The sequence below is a fragment of the Pseudomonas sp. BF-RE-25 genome, assembly GCF_019956105.1.
Lineage (GTDB): Bacteria > Pseudomonadota > Gammaproteobacteria > Pseudomonadales > Pseudomonadaceae > Aquipseudomonas > Aquipseudomonas migulae.
The window spans coordinates 106,031-125,829 of the sequence record NZ_JAHBDB010000005.1 but is presented as its reverse complement, the minus strand read 5'-3'; the positions used below and the strand labels follow the sequence as shown (position 1 = coordinate 125,829).

Sequence of the window (19,799 nt, the reverse complement as noted above, 5' to 3'; positions counted from 1 at the left end):
ACTTGCGCTTCCGATCTCTCGTTAGCGGGAGGCGAATTCTACAGCGTTACTCGCTGCTGTCAACACCTCTTTTTCTCCGCTTTCGACCGAGAAGATCGAACCGTCAAAAGAGCCAAACAACACCGCTCTTTCAACTCCTTCTGCGCTTCGATGACCTGAAGCAACTCGCTGTCGAAAACTGCGTAACTCTTTGTTTACCAAGGAGTTTTCCGTTTCGACTGCGCCGGAAGTGGGGCGAATTATAGACTTCCAGAATCTGCCGTCAACACCTAATTATGCTTTTCTTTCAGAAGGTGTCTTTTTAGCTACTAAACGCGGAATTCGACGAGCGACAAGCGGTAACCGCAACACCAATAGCAGCGCGCCTATAGAGGCGTAGACCGCCCACTCCTTCAGATCGGCACGCACGATCCACAACATATGCAGCAAGCCAAGACCGAGAACTCCATAAGCCAGTCGATGCAGTTTCTTCCAGCCAGCCCCCAGCCGACGTTGACTGTAGCGGTTGGAGGTTATCGCCAACGCCAGCAAACAAAGGAACCCCAGCACACCGACAATAATGTACGGCCGCTTGCGCAACTCGACACCCAGTTGCGACCAATCAAAGCCAAGAATGAACGCTATATAGCCACTCAGATGGAGTACTACATAAGCGAAGCACCACAAACCCAGCTGCCTTCGGACAGCAATCCACCCCGCCCAACCGGTGAGCTTCAGCAACGGCGTGAAACTCAATGTAATAAGCAGCAGTACAAGCGTCCCCAACCCCAACCGATCAACCAGCACCTTGCCGGGATCCGGCCCCAGCACATCCGCCCAAGCCTGATAGAGCCAAAGCAGCGGGCACACCGCAGCAGCGATGAAGACACTCACTCGCCAGAACGGATATCGCATCAGTAGTTCTTCCGCAGATCGAGCCCTGTATATAGAGAAGCAACTTCGTCCGAGTAGCCGTTGAACATCTGCGTATCACGCACATTGGGCTTGAACAGACCGCTTGGCAGCCGCCGCTCCCGAGCCTGCGTCCAGCGCGGATGATCGACTGTCGGATTCACGTTGGCATAGAAGCCGTACTCGTCCGCAGCAATGCTCTGCCAGGTGGTTTTCGGCTGCTCGCTGACCAGGCTGATCCGCACGATGGATTTGATGCTCTTGAAGCCGTACTTCCACGGCACCACCAGGCGCAGAGGCGCGCCGTTCTGGTTAGGCAGCTCACGCCCATACATGCCCACTGCAAGAATCGCCAACGGATTCATCGCCTCGTCCAGACGCAGCCCTTCGACATAAGGCCAGTCGATCAGGGCAAAACCAGAGCGCTGCCCTGGCATGGTCTTAGGGTCCTGCAGCGTTTCGAAGCGAATGAATTTTGCCTTGGAGGTTGGCTCAACAACATTGAGCAACGCAGAGATGGGAAATCCGATCCATGGAATGACCATCGACCAGGCCTCTACACAGCGAAGACGATAGATACGCTCCTCCAGCTGATAAGGCTTCATGAAGTCCTCCAGCGCATATCGCCCCGGCCTACCCACCTCCCCGTCCACCACCACGCTCCACGGTTCGGTTTTCAGAGAACCGGCGTTGGCGGCCGGATCCCCCTTGTCGGTACCGAACTCATAGAAGTTGTTGTAGTGAGTCGCGTCCTTGAACGGCGTGATCGCCTCATCCTTGACGGTGACCGCCCCCCACTTGGTAGAAGGAAGTTTTTCGGCAAACCAGGATGGCGCGTTACCCGCCTCGACATCCGCGTATCGCGCGGCATCGTCAGCACTGGCCCAACGCGGCAAGCTGCTCACAGCCAAGCCCGCAACGGCGGCGCCCAAGACATTACGACGAGATAGATAGAGGGATTCAGGCGTGACATCCGACTCATGGCAGTCGGATGACTTGGGGACTTTGATCAGCATGGCAACTCCGCAGCATTGGAGGACAGATGCACCAATAGACTGCGGAGTATGAGGGAAATTACACGTTTTTGTGCCGACGAAGACGTAACAGGTATTGAACCGGGCCAGACGCTGCATAGGCTAGGAAAACCAGCAGCAGGATGCGCGGCGGATCACTGAACACGACGGCAAACACCAGCACCACAGCCAGGATAGCCACGAAAGGTACGCGCCCTTTCAGGTCCAGCTCCTTGAAGCTGTTGTACTTGATGTTACTGACCATCAGCATGCCGGCGGCCGCAACCATCAGCGCGACCAGGAAAGACATCTTGGAACCCTGAATGCCGTAATCGCTGAACGCCCAGACAATACCCGCAACCACACCCGCCGCAGCCGGACTGGCCAGGCCGATGAAGTAGCGCTTGTCGGCGGTGCCCACCTGAGTGTTGAAGCGCGCCAGACGCAACGCAGCGCCAGCGACATAAATGAAGGCGACCATCCAGCCGACCTTGCCCATATCACCCAAGGCCCAACCAAATGCCAGCAGTGCCGGCGCGACACCGAAGGCGACCATATCGGACAGCGAGTCGTACTCGGCACCGAAGGCACTCTGGGTGTTGGTCATACGGGCAACGCGACCGTCTAGACCGTCGAGCACCATGGCGACAAAAATGGCGATCGCGGCAAACGCAAAATACTTGCTTGCGCCAATCGCATCACCTGCACTCAAGGCACTCTGGGCACTCATTGAATTGATGATGGAGTAGAACCCTGCGAACAGGTTCGCAGTGGTGAACAGATTCGGCAGAAGATAGATACCACGATGCCGGACTTTACGACCTTCAGCGTCATGCCCTTCTTCGACGTGTTCATCGATGGGCAGCAGGCTTTCGGCGTCAGAAGCCTGGTTTGGCTCTTCGGGACGTTCGCTCATGGACATTACCTTGCAACGGGGTGGAAAGTTTCGACAGGTGTCTGGGACGACGGTTCGACCACAAACGATGCAGCTTTATACCAGAACCGGCCTCCTAAACGAAAAAACGCGGCCTAGGCCGCGTTTTCCGTACAAGTGTGCGACTTAGTTTTTGGCTTTGTCGACGATCTTGTTGGCACCGATCCACGGCATCATGGAGCGCAGTTGCTCGCCGATGATTTCGATACCGTGAGCGGCGTTGTTACGACGCTTGGCGGTCATCGAAGGATAGCCGGTTGCGCCTTCGCTGATGAACATCTTGGCGTATTCGCCGTCCTGAATACGTTTCAGGGCGTTGCGCATGGCCTGACGGGATTCGGCGTTGATCACTTCCGGACCAGTCACGTACTCGCCGTATTCGGCGTTGTTGGAGATCGAGTAGTTCATGTTGGCGATACCGCCTTCGTACATGAGGTCAACGATCAGTTTCAGTTCGTGCAGGCATTCGAAGTAGGCCATTTCTGGCGCGTAGCCAGCTTCAACCAGGGTTTCGAAACCGGCTTTGACCAGTTCAACGGTACCACCGCACAGAACGGCTTGTTCGCCGAACAGGTCGGTTTCGGTCTCGTCCTTGAAAGTGGTTTCGATGATACCGGTACGACCGCCACCAACGCCGGCAGCGTAGGACAGCGCAACGTTTTTGGCGTTGCCGGAAGCATCCTGATAGATAGCGATCAGGTCAGGGATACCGCCGCCTTTGACGAACTCGGAACGCACGGTGTGGCCAGGTGCTTTCGGCGCGATCATGATCACGTCGAGGTCAGCGCGCGGAACAACCTGGTTGTAGTGGATCGCGAAGCCGTGGGAGAAGGCCAGGGTTGCGCCTTTCTTGATGTTCGGCTCGATTTCGTTTTTGTACAGGGAGGACTGGAACTCGTCCGGGGTCAGGATCATGACCAGGTCGGCAGCCGCAACAGCGGAAGCAACGTCGGTCACTTTCAGGCCGTGAGCTTCGGCTTTGGCAACGGTCGCCGAACCTTTACGCAGGCCAACAGTGACGTCAACGCCGGAGTCTTTCAGGTTGCACGCTTGAGCGTGGCCTTGGGAACCGTAACCGATGATGGCAACTTTCTTGCCCTGGATGATCGACAGGTCGCAGTCTTTATCGTAGAAAACTTTCATGAATTTCCCCTATATATCCAGGCCGTTCAGGCCATTCGCTAATTTGGTTTAGATGCTGAGTACTTTGTCGCCGCGAGCAATACCGGTTACGCCGCTGCGGACGGTTTCCAGGATCGACGCGGTGCCGATGGACTGAATGAAGCTGTCGAGCTTGTCGCTGGTACCGGTCAATTGAACGGTATACACGCTAGCGCTGACATCGACGATCTGCCCACGGTAAATATCGGTGGTGCGCTTGATCTCGGCGCGCTGGGCGCCGGTGGCCTTGACCTTGACCAGCATCAGTTCGCGCTCGATGTGAGCACTTTCCGACAGGTCGACCAGTTTGACCACTTCGATCAGCTTGTTCAGGTTCTTGGTGATCTGCTCGATGATCTCATCGTGACCAACGGTGGTCAGCGTCAGACGCGACAAGGTCGGGTCTTCGGTTGGCGCCACGGTCAGGCTTTCGATGTTGTAGTTGCGCTGCGAGAACAGGCCGACTACACGCGACAGAGCACCGGGTTCGTTTTCCAGAAGCAAGGAAATAATGTGCCGCATGATTAAGTACGCTCCGTCTTGCTCAGCCACATATCGCGCATGGAGCCGTCTTTGATCTGCATCGGGTAGACGTGCTCGCTGGTGTCGACAGCAATATCGATGACCACCAGGCGATCCTTCATGGCGAATGCTTCTTCCATCTTCGACTTCAAGTCTTTCGAGTCGGTGATGCGCACGCCGACATGGCCATACGCCTCTGCCAGCTTGACGAAGTCAGGCAACGATTCCATGTAGGAGTGCGAGTGACGGCTACCGTAGCTCATGTCCTGCCACTGACGAACCATACCCAGAACGCCGTTGTTCAGGATGACGATTTTGACCGGCAAACCATATTGCAGACAGGTGGACAGTTCCTGAATGTTCATCTGGATACTGCCCTCGCCCGTTACGCAGGCGACGTCGGCATCCGGAAAGCTCAACTTGATACCCATGGCCGCCGGGAAACCGAAGCCCATGGTGCCCAGGCCACCGGAGTTGATCCAGCGGTTCGGCTTGTTGAACTTGTAGTACTGCGCCGCGAACATTTGGTGCTGACCCACGTCGGAGGCAACAAAGGCATCGCCCTTGGTCACTTCGCACAGGGTTTCGATCACGGTCTGCGGCTTGATGACACTGCCGTCGCCCTTGTCGTAAGGGAACAGGCCGCGATCACCGCGCCACTCATCAACTTGCTTCCACCAACTGGCAACGGACTCCTTGTTCGGGGTCTCGCCGATTTCCTTGAGGATCGCGACCATTTCGGTCAGGACGCTTTCCACCGGACCAACGATCGGCACGTCGGCCTTGATGGTCTTGGAGATCGAAGCCGGATCGATGTCGATGTGAATGATCTTGGCATTCGGGCAGAACTTCGACGCGCCGTTGATGACACGATCGTCGAAGCGTGCGCCGACTGCGAGGATCACGTCAGCATGGTGCATCGCCAGGTTAGCGGTGTAGCTGCCGTGCATGCCGAGCATGCCGATGAACTGACGGTCGGTGCCAGGGTAGGCACCCAGACCCATCAGGGTATTGGTCACTGGCAGGTTGAGCATCTTCGCCAACTCGGTCAGCGGCGCGGAGCCACCCCCGAGAATCACACCGCCGCCTGCGTACATCACAGGACGCTTGGCCGCCAGGAGCATTTCGGCTGCCTTGCGGATTTGTCCGGAGTGACCGCGAACGGCCGGGCTGTAGGAACGCAGCTTGGCTTTTTTCGGGAAGATGTATTCGAACTTCTCGGCCGGGTTGGTCATGTCTTTCGGGATATCGACAACGACCGGACCAGGACGACCGGATTGCGCCAGGTAGAACGCTTTCTTCATGACTTCCGGGATTTCCGACGCGTGCTTGATCATGAAGCTGTGCTTCACGATCGGCCGGGAGATACCGATCATGTCGGTTTCCTGGAACGCATCGGTGCCAACCATGTTGCTAGGCACCTGGCCGGAAATGACCACCATCGGAATGGAGTCCATGTAGGCCGTGGCAATACCGGTAATGGCGTTGGTTGCGCCCGGGCCGGAGGTCACCAGTACCACACCGGCTTTACCGGTGGCACGGGCGTAGCCGTCAGCCATATGGGTCGCAGCCTGTTCGTGACGAACCAGGATGTGGGTCACTTCCGGTTCTTTGAACAGGGCATCGTAAACATGAAGAAGAGCACCACCCGGGTACCCGTAGATGTACTTGACGCCTTCGTCACGCAAAAAGCGGACGAGCATCTCACCGCCAGATAAAAGCTCCACGTTGTTCACCTCTAAAACGCCAGAATACCGCCCACATACAAGAGGACGGGTCTTAATAGGTTTACTTCTCGGCAGAGCATGAGCGACGGTGGTCGCCGACTACGTCAGCACTGACTGAGCAAGTATTGGGATCGTCCCAAGTGTTGCGGGGCTTTCCCACCCAGCGCGAGGTAACGCGTTGCGGGTGTAACAGGTCGGCGCGGATGTGCGCCTCATGATCTGCCGAGTGGGTCTGCTTCTGGCAGTCCCTCTACAGCGGACTTTGGATTCTTCTGTTTCGTCCCCTGCAAGTCAAGTCGTCAATGTGCTTTATTGAAGTAAGCACATGAGAAAGCAAGAAAAAACCGCTAAACAGCAACTGTGTTAGCTTCAATTGCGCAACCCAATACAAGGAAATGGCATGCGAACGTTTTTCCTGACCGCCAGCCTGCTGATCGCCATCAGCCCTTTGTGCATGGCTGCTCAGATTTACACGTGGGTCGATGAACAAGGCGTTACCCACTTCGATGCGCAACCGCCCCTGGGCCGGCAAGCCACGACCGTGGTCACGCCCTCTCCTGCAAACAAGCCGGCTACGCTGCCCCGTAGTAACGCCATTGGCGATCAACAGGCCATCGATAAGACCGTTAAAAAACAGGTCGCCGAGCAGCAAGCGCAGCTAAAGGTATTCTGCGAGCAGGCGCGGACGAACCTGGCTCAACTGCAGAACAATCCGCGGATACGGGAGGATGTCGAGGGTGAGATGCGGCGCCTGACCGACGAGCAACGTCAGGAACGGACTGCTGAAGCGCAAAGACAGATCGCTGAAAACTGCCAGTAGATACCTGTAGGAGCAGAGCTTGCTCGCGAAGGCGGCGTAACATTCAAAAGATATGTTGAATGTTACGCCGCCTTCGCGAGCAAGCTCTGCTCCTACAAGAAATCGGGGTCAGCGGGAGGCGGTGATCAGTTGGTCGAACTCTTTGAGCAGCACCTGCAACTGCCGATCCTTGCCCTGGACATTGCGGCTGGCGAAGACCATTTCCGCCATCTCCTGAATGCCCGAGGCATTGGGCAGCGGCAAATCCTGCTCGAGGATCGCTTTCATGCGCGGCAGGAAAATCCATTGCAGCCACTGCTCGAAATCCAGCGTATCGACCGAGAACGGCTCGACACTGGACAGTGCTTCAGTAGAGGGCGAGACCTCGTCCCACCACCCCTGAACACGCAGTTCACGCTCGATCAACAGCAGCTGCTCGGCAATTTTCGGAAAGCGTGCGTCCATCACAGCGAAACCTTGGCCTTCTGACGGGCCAGTGTAGCGCCAGCGGAATCACCCTGCTTCTCACGTGCCTGACCGATCAATTCCCACAGACTGGCCTGAAGTGCCGGACGTCCATTGGCGAAGGTCAGACCACGACGAGCGAACTGCTCGGCTTGTGCTGCATCACCTTGGGCCATACGAACCTGCGCCAGACGATAAAGCACTTGCGGCTCACGCGGCGCAACACGCTGGGCGCGCTCCAGACTGGAAGAAGCACCGTTGAGGTCACCGCCAGCCTGTTGCTGCTGAGCAGTGGTCAGCAGCGCCAATACCGGACCGTCCAGCTGTTCATCAGCTGACAGACCACCGGCGCTCGACGAAGGAATGCCGCTTGGCGTCGATGGCATGCTGTAGCTGCCCTGATTGATCGGGGCCGACTGGACTGGCGAAGTGTCGATCGGACCCGAAGTGATCGGGCCTGGCGTAATCGGCGAAGTGCTGATCGGTGCCGATGCAACTGCACCGCCACCCGGCACCATCACCACGACGCCGGTGTCACCTTGCGGGATCGCCTGGGCCTGGGATTGCACAGGACGTTTAACCGTCGTTTGACGAAAACCGCCATTGGCCGAAACACGTTCACTGTTGGAAACGGCACTGCCGGAATCCACAACCGGAATCGAACCACGCTGTACGCTGGAGCAACCGCTGAGCAAAGCCACGGCGGCAACCGCTGGAATCAACCATTTGTTCACTTGAAACCCTCTTTGCTTAATTCATCCAGCCCTTGACCCAATCCATCACCGTTTCACCGTTAATAGGGCTTTCGCCACCACAAGCAGCGCCGGGAGGCGGTTCGCTGCCGCGAATATACGGCATCTGCACGGCGCCTGGGCAGTTGGCATCAGAGCCTTGTCCGGTATGTGAATCGACCCAGGCCTGAACCACATTATCCGGCTGCGGCATGTCCAGCGGCAACGGATCGGCCTTGCGCATGAAACTGGTCCAGACCTGCAACGCGCCAGTGGCACCGGTAAACGGTGTCTTGCCGTTGTCATCGCGACCCAGCCACACCACCGCCAGCAAGTCCTGGCTGAAACCGGCGAACCAGCTGTCTCGTGAATCGTTACTGGTACCGGTCTTGCCCGCCAGCGTCAGGGTTTTCGGTAACACGTTGTAAACCGAACTACCGGTGCCTTCGCGCATGACCCGCTGCATGGCACTCTGGATCAGGTAAATAGACGCCGGATCGAAACGCTGCTGAATCTGGAACGGATAGCGCTTGAGCGGCTCGCCTTCCGCCGTCAGCACGCTACGAATCCCGCGCATCGGCGTATTGAAGCCACCGTTGGCGAGGGTCTGGTACATGGTCGCCACTTCGATCGGGGTCATGCCGCCAGCACCCAGCAGCATCGACGGGAATGCCGGAAACTCGCGACTGACACCTAGGCGCGCTAGCGTCTTCAAGACATTCGGCACGCCCACCGCCAACCCGAGACGCGCGGTCGACAGGTTGTAGGAGTGCGCCAGGCCCTGATAAAGGAAAACAGTGCCATGGGAGCGGCGATCATAGTTTTGCGGTTTCCAGACCTGCCCGTCCGCGCCTTTTACCGAGAAGGATTCGTCTGACAGCCAACTGGTCAACGTGTACTGGCTAGGCTTCTCAAGGGCTGTCAGATAAACCGCCGGCTTGATCAACGAACCGATCGGTCGCACAGCATCCAGCGCCCGGTTGAACCCGGCGAAGCTCGCCTGGCGACTGCCGATCATGGCCTGGACCTCACCGGTTTCCGGGTTGGTCACCACCATCGCCGCTTCAACGTCATCGGAGCCTTTGCGGCCGGACAAGCGCTTGAACGTATCGTTGACCGACGCTTCCGCTTTCATCTGCAAAATAGGATCGAAACTGGTGAAGATCCGCAGGCCTTCTTCGGTCAAGTCTTCGTCGCGATAATCTTCGCGCAGTTGACGTTTAACCAGATCGAGAAACCCAGGGAACGAACTGTCGGCCAGTTTGCCGCGCGTCGTCACGCCCAAAGGCATTTTCTTCGCCGCCGCAACCTGCTCGGCGGAGGCGACACCTTGCTGCTCAAGCACATCGAGCACCAAGTTGCGCCGCTCGAGCGCCCGTTCCGGATTGCGACGCGGGTTGTAATAGGACGGTCCCTTGACCATGCCCACCAGCATCGCGACTTGATGCAGTTTCAGCTCGGACAACGGCTGCCCGAAGAAGAACTGGCTGGCGAGGCCGAAACCGTGCACCGCGCGCTGGCCATCCTGACCGACGAACACTTCGTTGAGGTAAGCCTCAAGAATCTCCCGCTTGTCGTAATGCAGCTCAAGCAGCATCGCCATCATGGCTTCGGTGAGTTTGCGGCTCAGGCTGCGTTCGCTGGTCAGGTAGAAGTTCTTGACCAACTGTTGCGTCAGGGTGCTACCGCCCTGGGTCATCTTGCCGCCAGAGGTGTTGACCCAGATGGCGCGGACAATCGACTTCGGCGACACGCCCCAGTGACTATAGAAGTCCCGGTCTTCTACAGCGACCAGGGTTTCCAGCAGATACGGCGGCACCTGATCGATGTTGATCAGAATGCGGTCTTCGAGATTCTTCGGATAAATCCCGCCGATCAGCAGCGGTTCCAGCCGCACCACAGAAAGCTTCGAACCGTTGGTCGCCGAAAGTTCGGCCACGTAGTCGCCGGAGAAGCGCACGCGCACGGGCTGGGCGTTCTCCATGCCTTCATAGAACTGGAAACCACGGGTATTCAAGTCAACGGTGTTGCCGTTGACCGCTGCTGCGCCGGGGCCGTTGCTCACGCTTTCGCGGCGATAGCCCAGGGCGTCGAGCTCGGTGAGGAAGTCTTCCTTGCTCAGCTTCTGGCCGGTGAACAGCTCGAGCGGGCGCGCATACACCTTGGCCGGGATAGTCCAGCGCTTGCCGGAGAACTTCTCCTGGACAATAGCGTCGAGGTAAACCGCGAACCCGGCGAGCACCACAAGGCCGACCAGACTGAGTTTAAGGGCCCAGCCCAGCCAAGGGCGCAGGCCCCTGGAAGGTGGTTTTTTGGGGGTACGGGGGGATCGAGTACGAGTCATGGCGCCGGATTATACGCACTTTATTCATACTCAACAGGAGCCCGCCGAGGTTTGCGTCGGGCGGACTTGCGGCCATAATGGCGGCCGTGAATTTTCCCAGACTCTGAAGGAACGCCTGTGAGCCAGTCCCTGATCGCCGCCCTGCAAAACCCGGCCCTTTACCCGCATCCGGTAGACGGGTTTCAGCTCATCGAAACCCACATCTCCTGGGTCATTCTCACAGGTGCTTTCGCTTATAAAGTGAAGAAGCCAGTCAACTTCGGCTTCCTCGACTTCACCAGCCTCGATGCCCGCGAGCATTTCTGTGGTGAGGAACTGCGCCTGAACCAGCGCCTGACCAATGATTTGTATCTCGAAGTGTTGCCAATTACCGGCAGCGCCGAAGCGCCACAACTGGGCGGCGACGGCCCGGTCATCGAATACGCGCTGAAAATGCGTCAGTTCCCACAGAGCCAACTGCTCAGCACGCTGCAAGCCAACGGCGAATTGACCACCGCGCACATCGACGAGATGGCCGCACAGATTGCGCAATTCCACCTCACCGCGCCAAAAGTGCCTGCGGAACACGAAGCCGGCACGCCGGACAGCGTCATGGCGCCGGTGCGGCAGAACTTCGAGCAGATCCGCCCGTTCCTGAGTGACAAGGCGGACCTGCTGCAACTCGATGCCTTGCAAGCCTGGGCCGAAAGCAGCTTCGAACGCCTCAAGCCACTGTTTGCCCAGCGTAAGGCCGAGGGGTTCATCCGGGAGTGCCACGGTGATATCCACCTGGGCAACGCCACCGTGATCGATGGCAAGGTCGTGATCTTCGACTGCATCGAATTCAACGAGCCGTTCCGCTTCACCGACGTCTATGCCGACACCGGCTTCCTGGCGATGGACCTTGAAGACCGTGGCCTGAAGAGCCTGGCCCGTCGCTTTATCAGCCAATACCTGGAGTTGACCGGCGATTACCAGGGCCTGGAACTGCTGAACTTCTATAAAGCCTACCGTGCGCTGGTTCGCGCCAAGGTCAGCCTGTTCAGCATGCCGGCCGAGGCCGACCCGGTGCAGCGCGCAACTACCCTGCGCCAGTACCGCAATTATGCGAACCTGGCGGAAAGCTACAGCACCATTCCTTCGCGCTTCATGGCCATCACCCACGGCGTATCCGCTGTTGGCAAAAGCCACGTGGCCATGCGCCTGGTGGAAGCGCTGGGCGCAATTCGCCTGCGCTCCGACGTCGAGCGCAAACGCCTGTTCGGCGAACAAACTGTCGCCAACGATCCGCAAGCCGGCATTTATAGCGCCGACGCCAGCGCCGCAACCTACGCTCGCCTGCATGAGATCGCCGCGGTAATCCTGCGCGCCGGTTTCCCGGTGGTGGTCGATGCCACTTACCTCAAGCGCGACCAGCGCGACGGCGCGGCGAAAATTGCCGAAGCTACCGGCGCGCCGTTCCTGATCCTTGATTGCAACGCGCCACAAGCGGTGATCGAAAGCTGGCTGGCCCTGCGTCAGGCAGACAAGAAGGATCCATCCGACGCCAACCTGGCCGTTATCGAAGCGCAGCAAGCCAATCGTGAAGCCCTGACGCCAGAAGAGATTCTGTGCAGCAAACGCGTACAGACCAATGAAAGCGGGACGCTCGACACCGTCGTTGCGCAAATTCGCCAACGCCTGCCGGGCCTGTAAGAAAGTATTTCAGCCGTGGAGCCTTCGCCGGCTTCACGGCTGTCAAATAGTGGCACTATACTGGCGTCATAAAACCAACAGGTGATGTGACATGAGCCAGCCGAAACTTCTCGACACCCCGCTTTATGCCTTACTGCACAAAGACGACATCACAGGTTTCAACAACGAACGTCCAAAAGACGGACCTATCGACATGGTCGGTGGTGACTTCCGAGGCCTGGACCTGCGTGAACTGAATGCCGACGGCATCGACTTTACCGATGCTTACTTCCGCTCCGCCGACTTGCGCGGCATCGATTTCAGCAACTCAAACCTGGAAGGCGCAAGCCTGGCCCACGCGCAGATCTCCGGCGCCTACTTTCCACGAGAGCTGAGTGCCGACGAAATTCTGATGTCGATGAATTTCGGTACACGCCTGCGTTATCGCACCCGTTAAAAACGACCGATAACTGACATGTCCAGTGCACCGCCTTGGCGTCCCCGCCTTGCGCTGGACTGTGGGTGTTTTCAGCTTGAGAACCTGACGCCCTTCCGCCTTTTCCTACCTTGCTCGCGTATTTTTACGCTGCACATCGGAGTCGCTTCTTAGAAGCATTTGCTCCGAAACCGACCAAACAATCACGCTTTTCCTACTGATGGCTACACTCCTCAGAAGCTTGCCCACGCACCGTTCGGCCGTCGCAAGGAGGCTTGATGAATGATGAACTGCAGCACCTGAAGAATCTTGGCAAGACATCGGCGCAGTGGCTGCATGCCGTGGGCATCCACAGCGCCTCGGACTTGCGTCGCCTGGGGGCGGTGGATGCCTATCGGGCTGTGCGCACGCGCGGGTTCCGGGCATCCAAGGTGTTGTTATATGCGATCGAAGGCGCGCTGATGGATGTGCATTGGAACGACATCCCCGCCGAGCGCAAGGAAGCCCTGAATAAACAGCTGGAAGCAATCTCGTCACGCCACAAGAATTGAACGGAGCGAAGGAGAGTTTCTCAGCCTCACTCAAAGCAATCCGAAGATCGCCCACAGCCTGATCGAGAGCATGGCCCGACGCATTGACCTGCTGAACAAACAGATCACGCAGTTGAGCTCATCAGGAACATAGTCTGAAGCCCAATGATTACGGGGCTTCTCGCCAGGCAACTGACAATTTCCGAGGAAATGAAAAATCAGCGGTTGACTTGGTAATGAGAATCGCTATGATTATCACAACTGGTCGCGAGACTGGTCGATATTTGAAAAGCCCTTGGTTCGGACTCTCAGATATCTCCTCATCAGGCTAATCACGGTTATTTGACCCGGCTCTTGCCGGGTCTTTTTTTGCCTGCGCAAAAGTCCCCTGGCAAAACAGAGCCCCTGTAGGAGCCGGCTTGCTGACGATAGCGGTGTATCAGTCAACGCATTTAGTGACTGACCCACCGCTATCGCCAGCAAGCCGGCTCCTACAAGGGATCGGTTTTGCCGTTGCTTAGGGTTTTGATTTTGGCTGGCCCTTGCGCATCTCTGCACAGTAATCCGGCGTCGGCATGGCAGGCGTGTACCAGACGTAATCGGCCATCGCCGCCGTGACTTCGCCGCCCTGCTGCGCCAGCATTAAAACCACGGGCGCTTCGGGCGCTCCCAGATCAAGCGCATGGATCGGCACGCCGACATCCTTTCGCGCGTGGTAAGCGCCGGCGAACAGCAATGCAGGAGTGGGTGCAGCCAACAGCCGCTCGGCCATGCGCCGGTCACGTTGCTGCTGGACGGCGAGCATCGCCGGCATTTGCGATTCGGGCAGCAGGCCGCAATGGGAACCGCTGATCTGTGCCAGTAACTCATCCTTGACCGACGTGGCATTGGAGCGAGCGCCGCTTAATGTCGGCGGCCGGGCGTAAAAAGCACGCACCTCGACTGTGTCCAGATTGGCGGCCAGCAGCGGATACGGTCGGGCCAAGGCGAAACGAACGATCGGCCCATACAAATTCCAGTCCCAGCCAGGTTGCCAGGCTAATGCACCAGGCAAGTCCGAGGGCCGCGTCGAGGCGTGGCGAACGTCATCGACGCGCAGCTGTCGATCCGGTGTGAGCATTTCCAGCAGCAGACTGCCTTGTGGGCGCCGCTCTCCCAGCGCCTGCAATAACCAGCGTTGCAGTTCATGGTGATCGCGATTGTCATGCTGCTCCCCCACGATCAATCGCGACGGCTTGGTCAGACGCGCCAGCAGCTCCTGCGCCGTCAGCGTCTGACCACTGCGCAAGTCGCGAATCTCGCCGGTGACCGGCGGCGTCGAAACATGCTGACAAGCACTCAGCATCAGCACCGCCAGAATCACCATCACACGCATACCCACACCCTCTATCAATGACTCAGCGGGCGATGATCAGCGGATGCCCACGCTCCGGGTGCTGTTGCACCAAGACGTCCAGCCCGAATACCGCCTTGAGCGGTTCCGGTCGCAACACGTGCTCCGGGGTATCGAGCGCGACCGGGCGCCCGCCTTCGAGCAACAACAAGCGATCACAATAGCGCGCCGCCAGATTCAGATCATGCAGGATCACCAACACGGACGCGCCACGATCGGCGAACTCGCGCACCGCTTGCAAGGTGGTGTGTTGATGCAGCGGATCAAGCATCGAAGTCGGCTCGTCGAGCAACAGCGTTTGCCCCACCTCGCCCGGCCAGAGTTGCGCCAGCACCCGCGCCAGATGCACGCGCTGACGTTCGCCACCGGACAACGCCAGATAGCTGCGACCACTCAAATGCCCGGCATCGGCAGCCTGCAATGCGGCGGCGACGATTTCGTCATCCCGGACCCGGCCGGTCTGGTGCGGCAAGCGCCCCATGCCGACGACTTCCTCGACGCGAAAGGCGAAGTTCAAGGTCGAGACTTGCGGCAATACCGCCAGGCGTTGCGCTCGTTGCGTGCCGGTCCAGTCACGCAACTCGCGCTCATCGAGCCACACACTGGCGTGATCAGCCTGCAACTCGCCGCACAAGGCGCCCAGCAACGTACTTTTGCCCGCACCGTTAGGCCCCAGCACGCCGAGGACCTCTCCCGGTTTGAGTTCAAGCGTAATATCCATCAGGACAATCTTGCGGCCTCGGCGGATGTGCAGATTTTGCGTTCGCAACATCAGGCACGCCCTCGCAGCAATAGATAAAGAAAGACCGGCGCACCGATCATCGCGGTGACGATTCCGATCGGCAACTCCGCCGGCGCCAAGGCCAGTCGCGCCACCAGATCCGCGAACAACAGGAGACTGGCGCCCGCCAGCACCGAGGCCAGCAGCAACACCCGATGATCGGGACCGGCCAGCAGACGCACCAGATGCGGCACCACCAGCCCGACAAAGCCGATCATCCCCGCCGCTGCCACCGCCGCGCCGACGCCCAACGCCGTGCAAAACACCAACTCACGCTTGAGCTTTTCGACGTCGATGCCCAGGTGCCCGGCCTCCGACTCGCCCAGCAACAACGCATTCAACGCCTTGGCGCGACGCGGCAACCACAGCGCCACGCCGGCACTGATCAACAGTAACGGCCAGAGTCGCGAATAACTGGCACCGTTCAGACTGCCCAGATTCCAGAAGGTCAGCGTTCGCAAAGTCGTGTCGTCTGCCAGGTAGGTAAACAGCCCCACGATCGAGCCGGCCAGCGCCGTCAAAGCGAGACCCGCCAGCAGCATGGTTGCGACATCGGTTTGCCCGTTGCGCCGACCCAGTCGATACACGATCGCTGTCACGCCGAGCCCGCCGAGAAACGCGCACAGCGATAAAAGGTACGGCCCGAGGAATTCCGGCAATCCACCAAACGCCGAGCCACCGACAATTGCAATGGCCGCGCCTAATGCCGCGCCACCGGAAACGCCCACCAACCCCGGATCGGCCAGTGGATTGCGAAACAAGCCCTGCATCGCCACACCCGACAACGCCAGCACACCACCCACCGCCAATCCCAACAAGGTACGCGGCAAGCGAATCTGCCCGAGGATCAGCTCGGCCTGCTCCAGTCCGTCAGGCGCTAAGGGCAGGCCGATCATGCGCAACGCTGCACGCAAGGTATCGAGCAAGGGCAGGCTCACCGGCCCGAGCGCCAACGACAGCCAGATCGCCAGCAAACACAGCAGGCTCAGGCCGATGAACAACGCCCGGGGTTTTACCAGGACGGTCATTGAGCAGCAGTGCCAGGATAGAAACCGTCACTGATCTTTTTCAACGCCTCGGGCAACCGCGGGCCAAGCCCACCCACCAGCAGCGTTGGATCGAGCTCCATGACGCGCCCGTCCTTGGCAGCGCGGGTTGAAGACAGAATCGGGTTTTCCTTGAACAGCGCCGCACGCGCCGCCTCGCCGCTCAGTGCGCGGTCAGCAAACACCAGCACCTCGGGGTCCAGGCTGATCAAGGATTCATTGGAAAAAGGTTTGTAGCCGGTGTGCGTCGCCAGGTTGTGCCCACCGGCCTTCTGGATCAGCCAATCAGCCGCGGTGTCCTTCCCAGCGATAAGAGGCTTGCCGCCCGCGTGACCGAGCAACACCAGCACACCCGGTGAGGGTTGCGTCAGCTGCGCATTGGTGACCCGAACCTTTTGCTGATCGAGCTGCTGTTGATAGCCCTTGAACAGTTGCGCAGCCTTGTCCTCGGCGCCGAGCAATTTGCCCAAATGCTGCAAGTTCGCGTGCAACGTCGGCAGGTCCGGCTGAGCCGAGAACAGTTCGACTTGCACCCCCGCCGTGCGAATCTGCGAAATCACCGGCGGCGGCCCCATTTCTTCGGTGCCGACCAGGATCTGCGGGCGTAAGCTCAAGATGCCCTCCGCCGACAGCTGCCGCTGATAACCGATGCTCGGCAACGCCTTGAGCGATTCCGGGTGCTGGCTGGTGGTGTCGACACCAACCAGTTTCGATTCGCCACCCAGCGCGCTGACCCACTCCGACAAGGCCCCACCGGCGCTGACCCAGCGTTGTGGCAACTCGGCCGCTGCGGCGTGGTGGCTGACGAGAAGTCCGGCACAGAGCGCAGCAACGCGGGTACTCAGGCGCATAAACAGCTTCCTTTAATGGTTTTCCCAGGCATTGAAGTGACAGGCCAAGTATCCTCGGCATCCGGCACCTGCACCCGACGGGCGAAGCGGCCATTTGATAATTGTTTGCATTTGAACGTCAAGCTCGGACATATCCAGTCACGAGCCGCCGCACTTGAGGATAGACATGAAGTTTCTTTGCGCAGGCGCTGAGTTGGCCGAGTCCAGCAGCCGCGGTTTCGAGATCGACGGCGAGAAGCTATTCGCCGTACGCCGGAACGGTCAGGTCTATGTCTATATCAACCGTTGCCCACACCGTGGCGTCGGGCTCGAATGGACACCCGACCGGTTTCTCGACCCCAGCAACAGCCTGATCCAGTGCGCCACCCACGGCGCACTGTTCCTGATCGAAGACGGCGAGTGCGTCGCCGGCCCATGTGCGGGGCAATCCCTGACCACCATTGAATGTCGCGAAGACGCTCAAGGAATCTGGGTCAGCCTCTAACCGTTGAGCAACACCTCCAGACGCCGCTCGACCCGCATTTCCTCGTGGGTCAACCGCACACCGTAAGCCAGGACTTCAACACCGCACGCCACCGCTTCTCGCAAAGCGGCCGCGTAGGCCGAATCGATTTCCTCAGCAGGACGCACGGCATCGATGCCGGTGAGGTTCACGCAATACAACTGCACCGCGCGAATCCCGTCCCGCGCCAGATGTGCCAGTTCCCGCAAATGCTTGGCACCACGCTGGGTGACCGCATCGGGAAACGCCGCCACCGATGAGCCATCGAAGCCCAACGTGACACTTTTGACTTCCACATACGCCGGCCCGCTCGGGTAATCGAGGCGAAAGTCGATGCGGCTGTTCTCCTGCCCGTAAGCCACTTCGCGCTTCAGTTCGCTGAAGCCGTTGAGCTCAGTAATGACACCTGCCCGCAGAGCCTCCTCAATCAAACCGTTGGCGCGCCCGGTGTTCACGCAGAACAACCGCCCCTGTGGGGTTTCGCCGATTTCCCAGGTGCCGGGTAATTTGCGCTTGGGATCATTGGAGCGACTGAACCAGACCTGCCCGCCCTCCACCTGACAATTGAGCATCGAGCCGGTGTTCGGGCAGTGAATGGTCAGCAACTCGCCATGAACGGTTTCGATATCGGCGAGAAAACGCTTGTAACGTCGGATCAGTCGACCTTCTTCAAGGGGAGGATTGAACTGCATCAGCCTTGCCAGCTCTTCAAGCCGCGAGCGATGCGTTCGACCGCTTCCTGCAAACGCGGAAGGCTTTGGGTGTAGGCAAATCGCACGTGGTGGCCGGCCTGAAAACGCCCGAAGTCGAGACCCGGTGTAATCGCCACGTGCTCGGTTTCAAGGAAATGTCGGCAGAACGCGAAGGCATCGCCGCCGAACTTGCTGATATCGGCATACAAATAGAACGCGCCTTCGGGTTCAACGGCGATGCCGAAACCCAACTCTCGCAATGCAGGCAGCAGGAAATCCCGGCGCCGACCAAATTCGGCGCGACGCTCTTCAAGAATGGCGATGGTCGCGGGCTCGAAACAGGCCAGTGCGGCATGCTGCGCCATGCTCGGGGCGCTGATGTAGAGGTTCTGTGCGAGTTTTTCCAGCTCGCCGACCGCCGCTTCCGGCGCCACCAGCCAACCGAGTCGCCAGCCGGTCATGCCGAAATACTTTGAAAAACTATTCAGTACGAAGGCGCTGTCATCGACTTCCAGCACGCTGGTGGCATCGGTGCCGTAAGTCAGGCCGTGATAGATCTCGTCCACCACCAGATGGCCATGCCGCGCCTTGATCGCTGTCGAAAGGCCCGCCAGCTCATCGCGGGTCAGGAGGGTCCCGGTCGGGTTGGCCGGCGACGCCACCAGCGCGCCGACGCTGTCGTGATCCCAATGACGGTCGATCAAGTCCGGTGTCAGTTGGTAACGCACCTCCGGACCGACAGGAACAAGCTGCGCCGCGCCTTCTACCAACCGCAGGAAATGCCGGTTGCAGGGGTAACCCGGGTCCGCCAGCAGCCAGTGTTTGCCCGGATCCACCAGCAACGCACTGGCCAGCAGCAACGCGCCGGAACCGCCGGGGGTGATGAGGATTCGCCGCGGATCGATGTTCAAACCGTAACGCTGCTGATAGAAGCTGGAAATGGCCTCACGCAGCTCGGGAATGCCACGGGCGGCGGTGTAGCGGGTTTTCCCCGCCGTCAGCGCGGCCTGGCCGGCCTGGATGATCGGCTCGGCGGTGGTGAAATCCGGTTCGCCGATTTCCAGGTGGATAACGTCGTGGCCGGCAGCTTGCAGTTCATTGGCCCGCGCCAGCAGCGCCATGACATGGAACGGTTCGATCGCGCGACTGCGGGCACTGTAGGACTGAGCCATTAGCCTTCCTTCAACAGGGTAAAAAAACCGATTCTACCCAAGCGCAGGAACGAGCGAGAACCTAATGCGGTCAGACGCGTTAAGACCCTGGCCACAAACGACCCATGCGAGTGCGCAAGGTTTGACTAAAATCATTAATTGATCAGGTCTCCAGCA

20 protein-coding genes and 1 pseudogene are annotated in these 19,799 nt (G+C 59.0%); 6 read left to right on the top strand and 15 right to left on the bottom strand.

What is annotated here, in order from left to right; all coding sequences use genetic code 11:
- Nucleotides 1–273 precede the first annotated feature (273 nt).
- From msrQ to KGB24_RS03055, 6 genes are all read right to left on the bottom strand, one after another.
- Nucleotides 274–894: a protein-methionine-sulfoxide reductase heme-binding subunit MsrQ gene (gene msrQ / locus KGB24_RS03080; RefSeq protein ID WP_223416213.1), complete on the bottom strand. Its 621-nt coding sequence runs from the start codon at nucleotides 892–894 to the stop codon at nucleotides 274–276.
- Nucleotides 894–1,907: a protein-methionine-sulfoxide reductase catalytic subunit MsrP gene (gene msrP, locus KGB24_RS03075; RefSeq protein WP_223416212.1), complete on the bottom strand. Its 1,014-nt coding sequence runs from the start codon at nucleotides 1,905–1,907 to the stop codon at nucleotides 894–896. Before msrP ends, msrQ begins: the two co-directional genes overlap by 1 nt.
- A gap of 58 nt (nucleotides 1,908–1,965) precedes the next feature.
- Complete coding sequence (gene pssA / locus KGB24_RS03070) at nucleotides 1,966–2,820, bottom strand: CDP-diacylglycerol--serine O-phosphatidyltransferase (protein ID WP_223416211.1); 855 nt, start codon at nucleotides 2,818–2,820, stop codon at nucleotides 1,966–1,968.
- A 144-nt stretch (nucleotides 2,821–2,964) separates the two neighbouring features.
- Nucleotides 2,965–3,981 carry a ketol-acid reductoisomerase gene (gene ilvC, locus KGB24_RS03065; protein ID WP_003228216.1) on the bottom strand — a complete coding sequence of 339 codons (1,017 nt, stop codon included), beginning with the start codon at nucleotides 3,979–3,981 and terminating at the stop codon, nucleotides 2,965–2,967.
- Nucleotides 3,982–4,029: 48 nt separating this feature from the next.
- A complete protein-coding gene (gene ilvN / locus KGB24_RS03060; RefSeq protein WP_003205610.1) occupies nucleotides 4,030–4,521 on the bottom strand; it encodes an acetolactate synthase small subunit in 492 nt (163 codons plus the stop codon).
- Nucleotides 4,522–4,523: 2 nt separating this feature from the next.
- The gene (locus tag KGB24_RS03055) at nucleotides 4,524–6,248 is read right to left on the bottom strand and encodes an acetolactate synthase 3 large subunit (protein ID WP_008033158.1); all 1,725 of its coding nucleotides are present in this window, start codon (nucleotides 6,246–6,248) and stop codon (nucleotides 4,524–4,526) included.
- A 400-nt stretch (nucleotides 6,249–6,648) separates the two neighbouring features.
- Here KGB24_RS03055 and KGB24_RS03050 point away from each other — a divergent pair, with 400 nt between their 5' ends.
- Nucleotides 6,649–7,068 carry a DUF4124 domain-containing protein gene (locus KGB24_RS03050; RefSeq protein ID WP_223416210.1) on the top strand — a complete coding sequence of 140 codons (420 nt, stop codon included), beginning with the start codon at nucleotides 6,649–6,651 and terminating at the stop codon, nucleotides 7,066–7,068.
- Nucleotides 7,069–7,176: 108 nt separating this feature from the next.
- On the opposite strand, the gene KGB24_RS03045 is transcribed toward KGB24_RS03050, so the two are convergent.
- Genes KGB24_RS03045 through mrcB form a run of 3 tightly spaced genes read right to left on the bottom strand, consistent with a single transcriptional unit; the run spans nucleotide 7,177 to nucleotide 10,587 of the window.
- Nucleotides 7,177–7,512, bottom strand: a complete 336-nt coding sequence (locus KGB24_RS03045) for a YqcC family protein (RefSeq protein WP_008033162.1) — start codon at nucleotides 7,510–7,512, stop codon at nucleotides 7,177–7,179.
- Nucleotides 7,512–8,246: a hypothetical protein gene (locus KGB24_RS03040; protein ID WP_223416209.1), complete on the bottom strand. Its 735-nt coding sequence runs from the start codon at nucleotides 8,244–8,246 to the stop codon at nucleotides 7,512–7,514. The genes KGB24_RS03045 and KGB24_RS03040 overlap by 1 nt, the downstream gene beginning before the upstream one ends.
- 16 nt (nucleotides 8,247–8,262) lie before the next feature.
- Nucleotides 8,263–10,587: a penicillin-binding protein 1B gene (gene mrcB, locus KGB24_RS03035; RefSeq protein WP_223416208.1), complete on the bottom strand. Its 2,325-nt coding sequence runs from the start codon at nucleotides 10,585–10,587 to the stop codon at nucleotides 8,263–8,265.
- 117 nt (nucleotides 10,588–10,704) lie between these two features.
- Here mrcB and KGB24_RS03030 point away from each other — a divergent pair, with 117 nt between their 5' ends.
- The 4 genes and pseudogenes from KGB24_RS03030 to KGB24_RS03015 all read left to right on the top strand — a co-directional run.
- Nucleotides 10,705–12,261 carry an AAA family ATPase gene (locus KGB24_RS03030; RefSeq protein ID WP_223416207.1) on the top strand — a complete coding sequence of 519 codons (1,557 nt, stop codon included), beginning with the start codon at nucleotides 10,705–10,707 and terminating at the stop codon, nucleotides 12,259–12,261.
- Between the two features lie 91 nt (nucleotides 12,262–12,352).
- Nucleotides 12,353–12,697, top strand: a complete 345-nt coding sequence (locus KGB24_RS03025; protein ID WP_008033166.1) for a pentapeptide repeat-containing protein — start codon at nucleotides 12,353–12,355, stop codon at nucleotides 12,695–12,697.
- Nucleotides 12,698–12,954: 257 nt separating this feature from the next.
- Nucleotides 12,955–13,227 (top strand): TfoX/Sxy family protein, encoded by a 273-nt coding sequence (locus KGB24_RS03020; RefSeq protein ID WP_007971093.1) that lies wholly within the window; start codon nucleotides 12,955–12,957, stop codon nucleotides 13,225–13,227.
- Nucleotides 13,228–13,240: 13 nt separating this feature from the next.
- A pseudogene (locus KGB24_RS03015) lies at nucleotides 13,241–13,360 on the top strand (cAMP-binding protein); the annotation flags it as partial.
- Between the two features lie 363 nt (nucleotides 13,361–13,723).
- Here KGB24_RS03015 and KGB24_RS03010 read toward each other — a convergent pair.
- The 4 genes from KGB24_RS03010 to KGB24_RS02995 are packed head-to-tail and all read right to left on the bottom strand — an operon-like array spanning nucleotide 13,724 to nucleotide 17,277.
- Entirely contained in the window at nucleotides 13,724–14,581 is an 858-nt protein-coding gene (locus KGB24_RS03010) for a ChaN family lipoprotein (protein WP_223416206.1), read from the bottom strand.
- 22 nt (nucleotides 14,582–14,603) lie between these two features.
- A complete protein-coding gene (locus KGB24_RS03005) occupies nucleotides 14,604–15,371 on the bottom strand; it encodes a heme ABC transporter ATP-binding protein (protein WP_223416205.1) in 768 nt (255 codons plus the stop codon).
- Nucleotides 15,371–16,354, bottom strand: coding sequence for a FecCD family ABC transporter permease (locus KGB24_RS03000; protein ID WP_223416214.1), 984 nt, complete (start codon nucleotides 16,352–16,354; stop codon nucleotides 15,371–15,373). The genes KGB24_RS03005 and KGB24_RS03000 overlap by 1 nt, the downstream gene beginning before the upstream one ends.
- A 50-nt stretch (nucleotides 16,355–16,404) precedes the next feature.
- Nucleotides 16,405–17,277, bottom strand: a complete 873-nt coding sequence (locus KGB24_RS02995) for a hemin ABC transporter substrate-binding protein (protein ID WP_223416204.1) — start codon at nucleotides 17,275–17,277, stop codon at nucleotides 16,405–16,407.
- A gap of 166 nt (nucleotides 17,278–17,443) precedes the next feature.
- Between KGB24_RS02995 and KGB24_RS02990 the strand changes: the two genes are divergently transcribed.
- The gene (locus KGB24_RS02990; protein WP_223416203.1) at nucleotides 17,444–17,761 is read left to right on the top strand and encodes a Rieske (2Fe-2S) protein; all 318 of its coding nucleotides are present in this window, start codon (nucleotides 17,444–17,446) and stop codon (nucleotides 17,759–17,761) included.
- On the opposite strand, the gene sfsA is transcribed toward KGB24_RS02990, so the two are convergent.
- The gene (gene sfsA / locus KGB24_RS02985) at nucleotides 17,758–18,471 is read right to left on the bottom strand and encodes a DNA/RNA nuclease SfsA (RefSeq protein WP_223416202.1); all 714 of its coding nucleotides are present in this window, start codon (nucleotides 18,469–18,471) and stop codon (nucleotides 17,758–17,760) included. The two genes, KGB24_RS02990 and sfsA, sit on opposite strands and share 4 nt — an antisense overlap.
- A complete protein-coding gene (locus KGB24_RS02980; RefSeq protein WP_192227982.1) occupies nucleotides 18,471–19,643 on the bottom strand; it encodes a pyridoxal phosphate-dependent aminotransferase in 1,173 nt (390 codons plus the stop codon). The genes sfsA and KGB24_RS02980 overlap by 1 nt, the downstream gene beginning before the upstream one ends.
- Between the last annotated feature and the right edge of the window lie 156 nt (nucleotides 19,644–19,799).

What these genes read in the sequence shown, in the direction of transcription:
- KGB24_RS03025 (WP_008033166.1), top strand. Translation starts at nt 12,353, where the DNA reads ATGAGCCAGCCGAAACTTCTCGACACCCCGCTTTATGCCTTACTGCAC.
- KGB24_RS03020 (WP_007971093.1), top strand. Translation starts at nt 12,955, where the DNA reads ATGAATGATGAACTGCAGCACCTGAAGAATCTTGGCAAGACATCGGCG.
- msrQ (WP_223416213.1), bottom strand. Translation starts at nt 894, where the DNA reads ATGCGATATCCGTTCTGGCGAGTGAGTGTCTTCATCGCTGCTGCGGTG.
- pssA (WP_223416211.1), bottom strand. Translation starts at nt 2,820, where the DNA reads ATGAGCGAACGTCCCGAAGAGCCAAACCAGGCTTCTGACGCCGAAAGC.
- ilvC (WP_003228216.1), bottom strand. Translation starts at nt 3,981, where the DNA reads ATGAAAGTTTTCTACGATAAAGACTGCGACCTGTCGATCATCCAGGGC.
- KGB24_RS03045 (WP_008033162.1), bottom strand. Translation starts at nt 7,512, where the DNA reads ATGGACGCACGCTTTCCGAAAATTGCCGAGCAGCTGCTGTTGATCGAG.
- ilvN (WP_003205610.1), bottom strand. Translation starts at nt 4,521, where the DNA reads ATGCGGCACATTATTTCCTTGCTTCTGGAAAACGAACCCGGTGCTCTG.
- KGB24_RS02995 (WP_223416204.1), bottom strand. Translation starts at nt 17,277, where the DNA reads ATGCGCCTGAGTACCCGCGTTGCTGCGCTCTGTGCCGGACTTCTCGTC.
- KGB24_RS02980 (WP_192227982.1), bottom strand. Translation starts at nt 19,643, where the DNA reads ATGGCTCAGTCCTACAGTGCCCGCAGTCGCGCGATCGAACCGTTCCAT.
- msrP (WP_223416212.1), bottom strand. Translation starts at nt 1,907, where the DNA reads ATGCTGATCAAAGTCCCCAAGTCATCCGACTGCCATGAGTCGGATGTC.
- mrcB (WP_223416208.1), bottom strand. Translation starts at nt 10,587, where the DNA reads ATGACTCGTACTCGATCCCCCCGTACCCCCAAAAAACCACCTTCCAGG.
- KGB24_RS02990 (WP_223416203.1), top strand. Translation starts at nt 17,444, where the DNA reads ATGAAGTTTCTTTGCGCAGGCGCTGAGTTGGCCGAGTCCAGCAGCCGC.
- KGB24_RS03010 (WP_223416206.1), bottom strand. Translation starts at nt 14,581, where the DNA reads ATGCGTGTGATGGTGATTCTGGCGGTGCTGATGCTGAGTGCTTGTCAG.
- KGB24_RS03005 (WP_223416205.1), bottom strand. Translation starts at nt 15,371, where the DNA reads ATGTTGCGAACGCAAAATCTGCACATCCGCCGAGGCCGCAAGATTGTC.
- KGB24_RS03050 (WP_223416210.1), top strand. Translation starts at nt 6,649, where the DNA reads ATGCGAACGTTTTTCCTGACCGCCAGCCTGCTGATCGCCATCAGCCCT.
- sfsA (WP_223416202.1), bottom strand. Translation starts at nt 18,471, where the DNA reads ATGCAGTTCAATCCTCCCCTTGAAGAAGGTCGACTGATCCGACGTTAC.